Origin of the sequence: Streptosporangium sp. NPDC050855 (assembly GCF_044456585.1) — a bacterium.
Classification (GTDB): domain Bacteria; phylum Actinomycetota; class Actinomycetes; order Streptosporangiales; family Streptosporangiaceae; genus Streptosporangium; species Streptosporangium longisporum.
The window spans coordinates 182,910-196,272 of record NZ_JBITFY010000005.1 but is presented as its reverse complement, the minus strand read 5'-3'; the positions used below and the strand labels follow the sequence as shown (position 1 = coordinate 196,272).

At 72.4% G+C, this 13,363-nt stretch carries 10 protein-coding genes; 1 reads left to right on the top strand and 9 read right to left on the bottom strand.

The annotated features are described in order from the left end of the window. Window positions 1–56 precede the first annotated feature (56 nt). The 9 genes from ACIBCT_RS13435 to ACIBCT_RS13395 form a co-directional block, all read right to left on the bottom strand. The gene (locus ACIBCT_RS13435; protein ID WP_399188055.1) at window positions 57–803 is read right to left on the bottom strand and encodes a 3-hydroxybutyrate dehydrogenase; all 747 of its coding nucleotides are present in this window, start codon (window positions 801–803) and stop codon (window positions 57–59) included. 147 nt (window positions 804–950) lie between these two features. After that, the gene (locus ACIBCT_RS13430) at window positions 951–3,014 is read right to left on the bottom strand and encodes a tetratricopeptide repeat protein (RefSeq protein ID WP_399188053.1); all 2,064 of its coding nucleotides are present in this window, start codon (window positions 3,012–3,014) and stop codon (window positions 951–953) included. A gap of 170 nt (window positions 3,015–3,184) precedes the next feature. Beyond that, window positions 3,185–3,571, bottom strand: a complete 387-nt coding sequence (locus ACIBCT_RS13425) for a tautomerase family protein (protein ID WP_344902607.1) — start codon at window positions 3,569–3,571, stop codon at window positions 3,185–3,187. Window positions 3,572–3,644: 73 nt separating this feature from the next. Next, window positions 3,645–5,045 (bottom strand): class II fumarate hydratase, encoded by a 1,401-nt coding sequence (locus tag ACIBCT_RS13420; RefSeq protein ID WP_344902604.1) that lies wholly within the window; start codon window positions 5,043–5,045, stop codon window positions 3,645–3,647. Between the two features lie 93 nt (window positions 5,046–5,138). Beyond that, complete coding sequence (locus ACIBCT_RS13415) at window positions 5,139–6,935, bottom strand: protein kinase (protein WP_399188051.1); 1,797 nt, start codon at window positions 6,933–6,935, stop codon at window positions 5,139–5,141. A 35-nt stretch (window positions 6,936–6,970) separates the two neighbouring features. Continuing rightward, window positions 6,971–8,107, bottom strand: a complete 1,137-nt coding sequence (locus tag ACIBCT_RS13410) for a serine/threonine-protein kinase (protein WP_399188049.1) — start codon at window positions 8,105–8,107, stop codon at window positions 6,971–6,973. Window positions 8,108–8,390: 283 nt separating this feature from the next. After that, window positions 8,391–10,043, bottom strand: coding sequence for a fumarate hydratase (locus ACIBCT_RS13405; RefSeq protein WP_399188047.1), 1,653 nt, complete (start codon window positions 10,041–10,043; stop codon window positions 8,391–8,393). Window positions 10,044–10,203: 160 nt separating this feature from the next. Further along, window positions 10,204–10,509 (bottom strand): hypothetical protein, encoded by a 306-nt coding sequence (locus tag ACIBCT_RS13400; RefSeq protein ID WP_399188045.1) that lies wholly within the window; start codon window positions 10,507–10,509, stop codon window positions 10,204–10,206. Window positions 10,510–10,559: 50 nt separating this feature from the next. Next, a complete protein-coding gene (locus tag ACIBCT_RS13395) occupies window positions 10,560–11,561 on the bottom strand; it encodes a DMT family transporter (RefSeq protein ID WP_399188043.1) in 1,002 nt (333 codons plus the stop codon). Between the two features lie 67 nt (window positions 11,562–11,628). Between ACIBCT_RS13395 and ACIBCT_RS13390 the strand changes: the two genes are divergently transcribed. Further along, window positions 11,629–13,335 carry an aminotransferase class I/II-fold pyridoxal phosphate-dependent enzyme gene (locus tag ACIBCT_RS13390; protein ID WP_399188041.1) on the top strand — a complete coding sequence of 569 codons (1,707 nt, stop codon included), beginning with the start codon at window positions 11,629–11,631 and terminating at the stop codon, window positions 13,333–13,335. The last annotated feature ends 28 nt before the right edge of the window (window positions 13,336–13,363 follow it).

Sequence of the window (13,363 nt, the reverse complement as noted above, 5' to 3'; positions counted from 1 at the left end):
GGACGGCTTGGGTGGCCTGTTCGCGGTGACGTGTGGCTCGTGGTGTCCATTCTTGACTAGCGGGCGGTCCAGCCGCCGTCCAGGGGTAGGGAGACGCCGGTGATGGAGGAGCTGTGCGGGCCGCAGAGGTAGGCGACGAGTTCGGCCACCTCGGCGGGTTCGATCAGCCGTTTGACGGCGGCGGGGGCGAGCATGATCTGCTCGACCACCTCGTCCCTGCCGATGCCGTGGGTCTCGGCCTGCGCGTCGACCTGGTTCTCCACCAGGGGCGTACGGACGTAGGCGGGGCTCACGCAGTTGGAGGTGACGCCGTGCGCGGCGCCCTCCAGGGCGATCACCTTGGAGAGCCCCTCCAGGGCGTGCTTGGCGGTGACGTACGCCGACTTGTAGGGAGAGGCGCGCAGGCCGTGGACCGAGGAGATGTTGACGATCCGGCCCCAGCCGCGCTCGTACATCCCCGGAAGGGCCTGCCTGGCCAGCAGGAACGGCGCCTCCACCATCACCTTGAGGATCTTGGAGAACACCTCCGGGGGGAACTCCTCGATCGGGGAGACGTGCTGGAACCCGGCGTTGTTCACCACGATGTCCGCGTCGGCCGGGATCGCCCGGACGAAGTCCGGCTGCGACAGGTCCGCCACGACGGGGGTGCCCGAGGTTTCCGTGGCGACCTTGGCCGCGGCCTCGGCCTGGACGTCGACCACCACCACGTGCGCTCCGGCGGCGGCCAGCCGGTGCGCGCAGGCACGCCCGATCCCGCTGCCCGCTCCGGTCACCACGGCCCTGCGGCCGGATAGGTCAATCATGCTGCCGAATCTAAGCACGCCCCGGGTTCCGGCCCATGTCGCCCGTCCCCACAGTGCGCCGTACGCCTATGTGGCGGACAGCCGCTCCGATCCGGCTCTCCAGGCCGCCGGACGCGGGGACCGCGGTGGTGAAGGGCCGCGAGCGGATCAACGCCTCAGAAGCCATCGCTTCGCCAGCGCCCAACGTGCGCGGGCCGTCCACTGATCGAGCTGGTCCCCGGCGCTCCTCACGCCCGGGTCTGTGGGACCCCAGACCCTTTTGAGCACCGGTACAAGGGCTGCGAACTGGTCGCGGGCGCCGGCCGCGTCTCCCGCCTCTCCCGTCCAGGCGGCGAGATTGAAACGGACGGTCAGCGTGGTCGGATGTTCGGGGCCCAGAGCCTTTTCGGCCACCGGTACCAATGCCGCGAGCTGGTCCATCGCACCGGCCGCGTCCCCGGCCTCGCCCATCCACCTGGCGAGGTGGGCGCGGACATCCAAGGTGACCTGGTGTTCAGCGCCCAGAACGCGCTTGATCACCGGAACCAGCATCGTGAATTCGTATCGGGCACCGGCCGCGTTTCCCGCTTCTCCGGTCCAGCGGGCGAGGGCGTAGCGGGCGTTCAAGGTCGTGAGGTGTTCGGGGCCCCGAACTCGTTCCAGGACGGGTATCAGGGCTGTGATCTGGTCTCGGGCATGAGCCGCGTTTCCCACTTCTCCGGTCCAATGGGCGAGGGCGTAGCGGGCGTCCAGGGTGGTGGGGTGTTCGGGGCCCAGGACGCGCTCGAGGAGCGGCATCAGCACTGAGAACCGGTCGCGGGCTTCGGCCGGGTTTCCCGCTTCCCCGGTCCAGCGGGCGAGAACGCAGCGGGCGTCCAGGGTGGTGGGGTGTTCGGGGCCCAGGACGCGTTCGAGGGCCGGTATCAGCGCCGTGAACTGGTCGCGGGCGTCGGCCGGGTTCCCTGCTTCCCCGGTCCAGCGGGCGAGACCCCAGCGGATTTCCAGGGTGACGGGGTGTTCGGAACCTCGCGTCCGTTCGGCCAGGGGCAGCAGGAGTGCGTAGTGGTCTCGGGCCTCCGCCGCGTCTCCCGCCTCTCCGGTCCAGCGGGCGAGGCTGATCCGGACCCCCACGGTGGTGCCGTGCTCCGGACCCAGAGCTCGTTCGGCCGTCGCCACCAGTGAAGTGAACCGGTCCCGGGCGCCTGTCGCGTCCCCTGCCTCTCCGGTCCAGCGGTCGAGCTGGGCTCGAGCGTACAACGTGATCAGGTGTTCGGAGCCCAGGGCCCGCTCGGCCAGTGGCAGCAGTGTCGCGAACCGGTCCCGGGCGCCAGCCGCGTCCCCTGCCTCTCCCACCCAGTAGGCCAGGTTCAGCCGGATGTTCAGCGTGACGGAGTGGTCGGGGCCCAGCGCCTTTTCGGCCACCGGCGCCAGTTCCGCGAACCGGTCGCGGGCGCCGGTCGCGTCTCCCGTCTCTCCTACCCCGTGGGCCAGGTTGGCGCGGGCGTCCACGGTGGTGAGGTGGTCGGGACCCAGGAGCCGTTCGACCAGTGGTGTCAGCGTCGTGAACCGGTCCCGGGCGCCGATGACGTCTCCCATCGTCCCCACCAGGGAGGCGAGGTCGACGCGTGCGGTCAGCGTGTCCTCGTGCTCGGGGCCCAGGATGTCGTTCAGGGCGGTGTGACGCCGCTGCAACACGGTCCGGGCGGTGTGGTGGTCGCCCAGGACGTACAGGTAGTCGACGACGGAACCCATGGCGGGGGACTCGGGCGTCAGGACGGCGAGGGCGTGGGGCAGCAGCCGGGCGTAGGCGGGCCAGGAGGAGGGGTGCTCGGCCTCCTCGGGGATCGCGGCGCCGAGCAGGGCGGCCGCGGTGGTTCTGTCGGCGGCGTGCTCCTCCCGGGTCAGGCCGTCCACGACGGAGGCCCGGACCCGGTGGTCCATGCTCACGGACAGGCCGTCCGGCGACAGGCCGATCACACCGTCGGAGGCCAGCGTCTCCAGCGCGCCGCCGAGAGCGGCCTCGTCGGCGTCCTCCAGCCCGTTCAGCACGGTACGCGGCAGGTCGTCGGGCGCGTAGCGGGCCAGGATCCGCAGCACGCGGAACGCCAGGGGATCGGCCCGCTCGATCCGTTCGCGCGTCATTGCCCAGGTACGGGACGCGGCATGATCGGCGTCGGTGCGAGGGGGCGATCCGGGTGACGGGTCGTCCGCGGGGGACAGGGGAGTCGACACCGGTCAACCTTGTCGCCTGCAGGCGATATCACACCAGTATGTGGTGAATCCGTTATCTCGTTCTGGCGGGACGGGCCCGGTCGCCGCGTGTTCCCGGGTGGTGTGAAGGGGTGATCTCCCGGTGTCATCCGGTCGAAAGACCGCTCGGCGGTGAAGCGGTGAAGCGGTGGTCAGATGGTGACCGGGTACATCAGCGTCAGCTCGTCGCCCGGGAGGCCGCGGATGCCCCAGTTGGTCTTGGGGGACTCCATGATCATGATTTCCAGGTCCTCGGCGGCGAGGTCGAGCACCTCACCGGCCCGGGTGAACAGGGCACGGATCAGCTTGCGCTTGGCCTCGTCCGACCGGCCGTTGAAGCAGACGATCTCCACGATGAGGTACCGCTCGCTGCGCTGCGGGCAGATCATGTCCTCGGCGTCAAGCAGCAGGAACCGGTGGAACCGCTTGTCCTCGGGCAGCTGCCAGACGTCCACCAGGCAACCGTGCACGAGGTCGGAGACATGCCGGCGCCGGCCGGACCAGACGTCCCGGCGGCCGTAGAACTTGATCTGGGTCATGCCGAGAAGTCTTCCAGGTGCCCGGGAGCGGCGACGCCGGGGGGCCGGGATGAGGACATCCCGGCCCGGGGGCTCACCCGGGTTGCGAGGGCGGCCGGGTCATGGAGAGCACGTCGAGCAGGTCGTCGAGCTTCTCCTCGGTGAGGGTGCCGTTGGCCACGTGGCCGCGTTCGATCACGACCTCGCGGATGGTCTTGCGCTCGGCCAGGGCCTGCTTCGCTATCTTGGCGGCCTCCTCGTACCCGACGTACCGGTTGAGCGGGGTGACGATCGACGGCGAGGACTCCGCGTACTCGCGCATCCGCTCGACGTTGGGGGTGATGCCGTGCACGCACCGGTCGGCCAGCAGCCGGGAGACGTTGGCCAGCAGCCGCACCGACTCCAGGATGTTGCGCGCCATGACCGGGAGCATCACGTTGAGCTCGAACGTGCCCGACGCGCCGGCGAACGCGATGGCCGCGTCGTTCCCGACGACCTGGGCGGCGACCATGGTCACCGCCTCCGGGACGACCGGGTTGACCTTGCCGGGCATGATCGAGGAACCGGGCTGGAGGTCGGGCAGGTTGATCTCGCCCAGCCCGGCCCGGGGTCCCGAGCCCATCCAGCGCAGGTCGTTGGCGATCTTGTTGAGCGAGACCGCGACCGTGCGGAGCTGGCCGGACAGCTCGACGAGGGCGTCGCGGGCGCCCTGGGCCTCGAAATGGTCGGGGGCCTCGGCGAACGGCAGGCCGGTGGCCTCGCGCAGCCTCTCGATGACCTTGGCCGCGAAGCCGGGCGGGGTGTTGACGCCGGTGCCGACCGCGGTGCCGCCCAGGGGGAGCTGGGCGAGGCGGGGAAGGGCGCTCCGCACCCGCGCGATGCCGTTGTCGATCTGCGTGGCGTACCCGCCGAACTCCTGTCCCAGGGTGACCGGGGTGGCGTCCATCAGGTGCGTCCGGCCGGCCTTGACCACGCCCTCGAACTCCAGCGACTTCTCGCGCAACGCGGTCGCCAGGTGCCGCAGCGAGGGGATCAGGTGGTACGACACCTCGGTCGTGGCGGCCACGTGGATGGAGGTGGGGAAGACGTCGTTGGACGACTGTGAGGCGTTCACATGGTCGTTGGGGTGGACGGGGCTGCCCAGCCGCTCCTCGGCGAGGGTGGCGATGACCTCGTTGGCGTTCATGTTGGAGGAGGTGCCGGAACCGGTCTGGAAGACGTCGACCGGGAACTCGCCGTCCCACTCGTTCTCGGCGACGTCGGTGGCGGCCTCGGCGATCGCCCGCGCCAGTTCCTTGTCGAGCACCCCGAGCTCGGCGTTGACCTCGGCGGCGAGCGCCTTGATCAGGCCGAGCGCGGCGATGTGCGGGACCTCCAGCCCGCGCCCGGAGACGGGGAAGTTCTCCACCGCCCGCTGGGTCTGCGCCCGCCACTTCGCGCCCGCCGGCACCCGTACCTCGCCCATCGAGTCATGCTCGATCCGATACTCGCTCATGGATCCAGTCTGCGTCCTATGAGAGGAATCAAACCGGTTGAACGGGCATCGACGGGTATCGCGTACGGAGGATCCGCCCCGGCGGGCCGTTCCTCAGGTGAAGGCCACCACCACCAGGATCATGATCACTACGAGCGCGATCGCCGCCACCCCCATCAGGACGAAGATGCCGATCTTGGGCTTGCGGGGCGGGGCCTGCGGCTGCCCGGGAACCGGGTGGCCGTTCTGCCCGGCGATCGCGAACAGGTCGGTGCCCAGACCGGGGGAGCGGCCCGCCTCGGGCCCCGGCGGGCGCCAGGGCTGGGGTGCCGCCGGGCCCGGGCGCCCGGGAAGGCCGGAAGGCGCGCCCGCTCCCGGTGACCGGTCACCGGGCAGGGGCGCGTGCGGCACCGGACCGGCCGGGGCGGGGACCGGCGGGAGCACCGCGGTGGACGGCCCGGAGTCCGGCCCGGCCGCGGGGAAGCCGTGCGGCGGGGTGGCGGAGGGGTCGGACCCGGCCACCGGGAAGCCGTGGGGCGGGGTGGCCGACGAGGAGACGTCCGCCCCGTCGAAGGCGCCCGGGGAACGGTCTGCCATGGGCCCCCGGGCGACGGGCGTACCGAGGGAGGGGGAGCTCTGGCGCCCCGCGACCGGCCTGCCGAGGTCGGTGGGCGCCGGGCGGTCCGGGTAGGGCGAGGCCGTCGACCGGCCCGGGGCGGCCACCGGGGGAGCCGGCTCGGCGGGGATGCGCAGGCCGTCCTTGGGGCGGATGACCACCATCGTGCGGTCGGCGTCGAAACCGCCCGCGTCGTCGTCCCCGGAGGCGTCCGGGCCGTCCTGGACTGCGGGGACGCCGGTGTCCTTCGCGGCGTCGGCGTCCTCCGGGAGCCCGGCCGGCTCGGCGCGTTCCGGCTCCGCGTCCTTCGAGGCGGACACGGATTTCGATGCGGACACGGGCTTCGAAGCGGACACGGGCTTCGGGGTGGGCACGGGCTTCGGGGTGGTCGCGGACGGCCGCGCGGGTGCCGGGGTCGCGCGGGGCGGTGCGGCGGGGGGCGGGGTGGAGGGCAGCGAGTCCGCCAGGTGCGTGGGGGTGTCCGCCACCGCCCGGAGCATCGCGCCTGCCTGGGCGGCCGTCAGGCGCGCCGTGTGGTCCTTCTCCAGGAGCTGTTCGAGCACCGGCCGGAGCGGTCCCGCCTGGGTCGGCGGGTCGACCTGCTCGCTCATCAGCGCCGCCAGCGTCTCCGCCACCGAGGACCGCTCGTAGGCCGGGCGGCCCTCGACCGCGAAGTAGAGGGTGGCGCCCAGCGACCACAGGTCGGACTCGGGGCCGGTGTGCTCGCCGCGGGCGCGCTCGGGTGCCGTGTAGCCGGGGGAGCCGATCACCATGCCGGTCTTGGTGAGGCTCGTGTCGCCCTCGGCCTTGGCGATGCCGAAGTCGGTGAGGACCACCCGGCCGCTCTCGGTGATCAGCACGTTGCCGGGCTTGACGTCGCGGTGCAGCACCCCCTGGGCGTGGGCCGCGCGCAGCGCCCCCAGCAGGTCGGCCCCGATCTCGGCGACCAGGCGCGGCGGGAGCGGGCCCTCCTCCTCGATCACCTGCTCCAGTGAACGGGCCTGGACGAGCTCCATGATGATCCAGGGACTGCCGTCCTCGACGATGGCGTCGTGGACGGTGGCCACCGAGGGGTGGCTGATGCGGGCCGCCGTACGACCCTCGCGGATCATCCGTTCCCGAAGTTCGGTGCGCTCCGCCTCGCTGAGCCCGGGCTCCTGACGGATCTCCTTGATCGCCACCTCACGGCCGAGGGAACGGTCGTGGGCCCGCCACACGGTGCCCATCGTCCCCCGGCCGATTGGCGCGATCAGCTCATAACGGTCCGCGAGCACGCGCGTCTGCTGTTCCGGCATGAGAAGAAGATAGCCATTCCCACTTGAGAAGTGCTTTACCCGCGCTTACGGAGTTCCCTCGGCCAGAGAAGACGTGGGAGGACCAACCTGATGAACGGCGTCATGAAACGGACAAACGAGTTGTTTCCTATAGAAATGTCCGCATTTTTCCGGTGGACGCCCTCGTTCGTCCGCCGGTGCGACCGCGACTGCGCCGGTGCCGAGAGCGGCCCCGACTGCGGCCCCGACGGTGGCGGCGGCGAGACCGGCGAGGTGGGACGCGGGGCCGGTGGCGGCGCGGAGCCGACCCGGTGCAGCCCGCGGTGCTGCGAGCGGCGGCCGAACGGCGGGGCCGAGGCCGGAGCACCCCTGTCGGACCCGTCCGCGTACGGCCTGGAGCCGGGCCGCGCCGCGGGCGGCCGGGGGACGAGGTCCTCGGCCGTGCCGCCGGCCGCCACCCGGGCGAGCATCAGCGCCGCCCGGACCGTGTCCAGCCGGGCGTTCGGGTCGATCGTGAGCAGGCCGCGCAGCACCGGCGCCAGCGGCCCGGCACGCTCCATGGGGATCGGCTCACCGCTGGTCAGCGCCGCGAGCGCGGCGGCGGCCGTACGGCGCCCGTGCAGGCCCCTGCCCTCGACGGCGGTGTAGAGGGTCGCGCCGAGCGACCACAGGTCGCCGGCCGGGCTGGCCTTGGCGCCCAGGACGCGCTCGGGGGCGATGTACCCGGCCGAGCCCAGCACGATGCCGGCCTGGGTGATGGACACGTCGCCCTCCAGGGCGGCCAGGCCGAAGTCGGTCAGCACGGCCCGGTCGTCGGTGACCAGGACGTTGCTGGGCTTCACGTCGCGGTGCAGGATGCCCTTGGCGTGCACGGCGCGCAGCGCCCCAAGGACCTGGCGGCCGATCTCCGCCACCTGGCGCGGCGGCAGCGGGCCGTGGTCCTGCAGGAGCTGCTCCAGCGACCTGGCGCGCAGCAGCTCCATCACGATCCAGGGGCGCTCGTCCTCGGTGACGACGTCGAAGACGGTGATGACCGAGGGGTGGGCCACCATCGCGGTCGCCCGTCCCTCGCGCTCGGTCCTGGCGCACAGCTCGGCGCGCAGTTCCTCGTCGAGGATCAGGGGGAGGCGCACCTCCTTGACCGCCACCTCGCGGTTGAGCAACTCGTCCTGCGCTCGCCAAACGGTACCCATGCCGCCTCGGCCGACCGGTTCCGACAACCGGTAGCGCGCGGCGAGAAGGTATCCGGGTGGCGCACGCATGTGGTGCAGCTTACCGATTTGCGTAATGCGACCAGTAGAGACCCGGCCGAATCTTCTTGCCAACTTCGGTCAGATTTTCTCTCTCGTGATTGTTCGGAAACCGAGAGTGACATCAGACCGATTCCGTACGTCTCCCGAATTCACCGATTCGGGCCGGGACGGTGCGGCCCGGGCCGACCCGGACCGGGGCCGACCCGAGCCGACCCGGGGACGGTCAGCGGCGGCCGATGCTCAGGACCGGCCCGGTGGAGTCGGCGAAGAAGTCGTTGCCCTTGTCGTCGACCACGATGAACGCGGGAAAGTCCTCGACCTCGATCCGCCAGACGGCCTCCATGCCCAGCTCGGGGTACTCGAGGACCTCGACCTTCCGGATGCAGTCCTGGGCCAGGCGCGCGGCCGGGCCGCCGATGGAGCCGAGGTAGAAGCCGCCGTGGGCCTTGCAGGCGTCGGTGACCTGCTGGGAGCGGTTGCCCTTGGCCAGCATGACCTTGGAGCCCCCGGCGGCCTGGAAGCGCTCGACGTAGGAGTCCATCCGCCCGGCCGTGGTCGGGCCGAAGGAGCCGGAGGCGTACCCCTCGGGGGTCTTGGCCGGGCCGGCGTAGTAGACCGCGTGGTTCCTGAGGTACTCGGGCATCTCGCCGCCCGCGTCCAGGAGCTCGCCGATCTTCGCGTGGGCGATGTCGCGGGCGACCACGAGCGGCCCGGTCAGCGACAGGCGGGTCCTGACCGGGTACCGGGTCAGCTCGGCGAGGATCTCGTCCATCGGGCGGTTGAGGTCGATCCTCACCACGTCGTCCGACAGCTGCTCGTCCGTGGTCTCCGGCAGGAACCGGGCCGGGTCGGTCTCCAGCCGCTCCAGGAAGACCCCCTCGGGGGTGATCTTCGCCAGGGCCTGGCGGTCGGCGCTGCAGGAGACCGCGATGGCGACCGGGCAGGAGGCGCCGTGGCGGGGCAGGCGGATGACGCGGACGTCGTGGCAGAAGTACTTGCCGCCGAACTGCGCGCCGATGCCGAGCCTCTGGGTGAGCTCGAAGACCTTGGCCTCCAGGTCGGTGTCGCGGAAGCCGTGCCCGGCCGGGGAGCCCTCGGCGGGGATGGAGTCCAGGTAGCGGGCGCTGGCGTACTTGGCGGTCTTCAGGGCGAACTCGGCGGACGTGCCGCCGACGACGATCGCCAGGTGGTACGGCGGGCAGGCCGCGGTGCCGAGGGAGCGGATCTTCTCCTCCAGGAACCGGAGCATCCTGGCCTCGTTGAGCACCGCCTTGGTCTCCTGGTACAGGAACGACTTGTTGGCGCTGCCGCCGCCCTTGGCCATGAACAGCAGCTTGTACGCGTCGGGGTGGCCGCCCGGGTCCTCGGCGTACAGCTCGATTTGCGCGGGCAGGTTGGAGCCGGTGTTCCTCTCCTCCCACATGGTCAGCGGGGCCATCTGGGAGTAGCGCAGGTTCAGCCGGGTGTAGGCGTCGTAGACGCCCCGGGAGATGTGCTCGGCGTCGGCGCCGTCGGTGAGCACGTGCCGGCCGCGCTTGCCCATCACGATCGCGGTGCCGGTGTCCTGGCACATCGGCAGGACGCCGCCCGCCGAGATCGAGGCGTTCTTGAGCAGGTCCAGGGCGACGAACCGGTCGTTGCCGCTCGACTCGGGGTCATCGATGATCTTGCGGAGCTGGGCGAGGTGGGACGAGCGCAGGTAGTGGGAGATGTCGTGGATCGCGGTCTCGGTGAGCAGCCGCAGCGCCTCGGGCTCGACCTCCAGGAAGCTGCGCCCCGCGGCCTCGACGACCCGTACCCCCTCGGAGGTGATCAGACGGTACTCCGTCTCGTCCGGTCCCAGGGGAAGCAGGTCGGTGTAGTCGAACTCGGGCATCGTCGTCGATCCTTCGTGCGGGGGTCAGCTCCGTTTTCCCTAGAGGGTAAGGCTTCGCCCAGGTGTCCGGCCGAAGGGTCCGGCCGAGGTTGCCGGTCGGGGGACGTTCGTCCCTCGGTCGGGCAAACCCGTAGGGACATATGTGATGAAAACCGAATATTCAGGACAAGGCTTGGTGGGATATGCGGCTTTTGTCCATATGTGTTCGGAGGGAGGGGGGAAGCTGGAAACAGGCCGGGCCGAGCGTCCGGGGAAAGCCGAGGGACATCATGGACATCGGAAACACCGTCGTGGCCGGGAACGTCGTCATGCTGGTGCTCGTGGCGGTCTTCATCGTGGCCGGTCTGACCGTGTCGCTGATCACCATCACGCTGTCGAGCATCAAGGAGGCCGGGGGGCGGACGCCCGAGTGGCCGGTGAGCTGGCCCGACTCACGCCTGGCCCTGACCGAGGCGCCGATCGCCATCTCCCCGGTAAGAGGGGCCGTGTCCTCCCCCGGCTCCCACGGATGGCGGGTCAGCCGTCCCGAGCGGGCCGGTGACTCCCGGCGGCGGGCGAACTCGTCCCGCTGGGCCGAGAGCCGCGAGCGCCGGGTGAGCCCGCCGCAGCGGGCCGACGTGCCTCCGCAGCGGGTGAGCGTGCCCCGTCAGCGGGTGAACCCCTGGGGCTGAGACCGATGGCGATCCCGGCGACCACCAGTGCCGCGCCGAGCAGGTCGGGCCAGGTGGGGACGCTCAGGCCGAGGACCGCGCCGGTGACGATGGCGCCGACCGGGATCAGCCCGGCGAACAGCCCGGCGGTCCCCCGGCCGAGCCTCGGCAGGGCGTCGTACCACAGCAGGAACGCCACGCTCGTCACGAACACCGCCTGGTAGGCCAGGCCGGCCGCCTCGGGCACGGTCGGCACCCTGACCAGCGCGGTGCCGTCCGCCAGCAGCCCGGCGGCCGTCAGCAGCGGTACGGCCAGCACCGTGGAGTAGGCCGAGACGCGCACCGCGCCCAGCCGGGGCAGCAGCGGGAGGGCCAGCACCGAGAAGCAGATCTCGCAGCCCAGCGCGCCCAGCGCCCAGAGCAGCCCGGCCGGGTCGCCGCTGCCCAGGCCGGTGGCCACCGTCGTCCCGGCGACGACCACCGTCGCCGCGCCGAGGACCCTCCGCGAGGGCCGCCCGCCGAACAGCGCCAGGGCCAGCGGGACGGCGCCCAGGACGGTGCCGACCAGGGCGGGCCCGCCGTGCCGGGTGCCCTCGATCACGCACACGTTGAACAGCACCAGCCCGGTCAGGGCCAACGCCACCAGCAGCGCCGCCTCGCGGGGCGTGAGGCGCACGAACCGCAGCCCCGCCAGCCGGGCGACGGTGAGCAGGATCACGGCCGCCGCCAGGTAGCGCAGGGCCTGGCCGCCGTGGACGGGGTAGTCGCCGATCACTCCGGAGATCCCCGCCAGGGTGCCGACCAGGAACATCCCGCCCGCGGCCTGGACCGGCCCTCGCAGCTCCGACCTGCTGACATCGTGGTTCATGTACGGAATGCTAGAAAGGCAATGGTTCGTCCACCGGGTCCAATGATCCTGAGAAAAAGAGGGCCAATTGGCCGATCTGCACCTCGTCGTCGACCGGTCGGCGGGCGGCGTCGCCGCCCAGATCGCCCGCGAGCTCCGCGAGGCCGTACGGCACGGGCGGCTGGCCGCCGGAGTCCGCCTGCCCGCCAGCCGTGAGCTGGCCAGGGACCTCGGGCTCTCCCGCGGTGTGGTGGTGGAGGCCTACGAGCAGCTGGTCGCCGAGGGCTTCCTGCTCTCCAGGGTCGGCGTGGGCACCACCGTGGCCCCGGCCGCCGCCCGCTTCGCCACGTCCGGTCCTTCGCGGACCGGAGGCGTTCCGCGGACCGGAGGCGTTCCGCGGACCGGAGGCGTTCCGCGGACCGAGAGGCTTTCGCGGGCCAAGAGGCTTTCGCCGGATGAGAGCCCTCCGGCCGCCGCGGGCCCTTCGCGTGCCGAGGGCCTCCCGCGGGCCGGGAGGTCCTCGCGCACCGGGAGGGTCCCACCGGCCGGACGCCCCCTCCCGGACGGGAGCCTCCCGCGGGCCGGGCGTCCCGCACCGGGCGGGAGCGCCCGGGAGGCCGTGGAGGCTCCGGCGGCCGGGCGCGACTCGTCCGCCGGGCGCTGTGCCGCCGCGCCCGACCTGAGCGGGTTCCCCCGGCAGCGCTGGATGGCCTCGATGCGGCGGACGCTCACCTCGCTGCCCGACGGCGCCCTGGACTACGGCGATCCCGGCGGCGTCCTCGCCCTGCGCGAGGAGCTGGCCGCCTACCTCGGAAGGGTCCGGGCGGCCGACGTCGGCCCGGACGAACTGGTGATCGTGGGCGGGGTCGCCCAGGGGCTGAGCCTGGCGATCCAGGCGCTGGCCGGCAGGCTTCCCCAGGTCGCGAACCGGCACGGCCTCGCCTGGTTCGTCCGGGACGACACGCGTCCCGCGGCGCGTCCCGGCCGGATCCGGCTGGCGATCGAGGACCCCACCAGCCTCCGCCAGCTCCCACTGCTCCGGGCGGCCGGTGCCGACCCGGTCGCGGTCGGCGTGGACGACGAGGGCATCGACGTCGGCGCCCTCGCCGCGACCGGGGCGCGGGCCGTGCTGCTCACCCCCGCCCACCAGTACCCCACCGGGGTCGTGCTCTCCCCCCGGCGCCGCGCCGAGCTGATCGAGTGGGCCGACGCGACCGACGCGATGATCCTGGAGGACGACTACGACGCCGAGTTCCGCTTCGACTGCGACCCCGTGGGCTGTCTGCAGGGCCTGGCCCCCGGCCGGGTGATCCTGGCCGGGAGCGTCAGCAAGTCCCTGGCCCCCGGGCTCCGCCTGGGATGGGTGGCCGCTCCGGCCCCGATCGCCGAGTCGCTGCGGCTGGCCCGCGGCGAGCTCGACCTCGGCTCACCGGTCCTGGAGCAGCACGTCCTGGCCGACTTCATCACCACCGGTGGCTACGACCGGCACCTGCGCAGGATGCGCCGGGAGTACCGGGCCCGCCGCGACGCCCTCGCGGGGGCCCTGGCCGAGCACCTCCCCGAGATCGTCGTGCGGGGCGTCTCGGCCGGGCTCCACCTGCTCGCCGAGCTGCCGGCCGGCTGGGACGAGGCGTCGGCGGCGGAGGCGGCCCTGGCCTGCGGGCTGGCCACGGAGCCGGTGGCCCCGATGCGCCACGCCCCCGGCCCGCCCGCGCTGGTGATGGGGTTCGCGCGGCTTCCGGTCCACCGCGCCGACGGGACGATCCGCGCCTTCGCGGCGGCCCTGTCCCGCTGACGTCCCCACCGCGCGGGCCACACCGGCC

Excerpts from the sequence above, each read along its gene's own strand:
- ACIBCT_RS13435 (WP_399188055.1), bottom strand. The coding sequence starts at position 803 with ATGATTGACCTATCCGGCCGCAGGGCCGTGGTGACCGGAGCGGGCAGC.
- ACIBCT_RS13425 (WP_344902607.1), bottom strand. The coding sequence starts at position 3,571 with ATGACCCAGATCAAGTTCTACGGCCGCCGGGACGTCTGGTCCGGCCGG.
- ACIBCT_RS13420 (WP_344902604.1), bottom strand. The coding sequence starts at position 5,045 with ATGAGCGAGTATCGGATCGAGCATGACTCGATGGGCGAGGTACGGGTG.
- ACIBCT_RS13415 (WP_399188051.1), bottom strand. The coding sequence starts at position 6,935 with ATGCCGGAACAGCAGACGCGCGTGCTCGCGGACCGTTATGAGCTGATC.
- ACIBCT_RS13410 (WP_399188049.1), bottom strand. The coding sequence starts at position 8,107 with ATGGGTACCGTTTGGCGAGCGCAGGACGAGTTGCTCAACCGCGAGGTG.
- ACIBCT_RS13405 (WP_399188047.1), bottom strand. The coding sequence starts at position 10,043 with ATGCCCGAGTTCGACTACACCGACCTGCTTCCCCTGGGACCGGACGAG.
- ACIBCT_RS13400 (WP_399188045.1), bottom strand. The coding sequence starts at position 10,509 with ATGGCGATCGGCGCCTCGGTCAGGGCCAGGCGTGAGTCGGGCCAGCTC.
- ACIBCT_RS13395 (WP_399188043.1), bottom strand. The coding sequence starts at position 11,561 with ATGAACCACGATGTCAGCAGGTCGGAGCTGCGAGGGCCGGTCCAGGCC.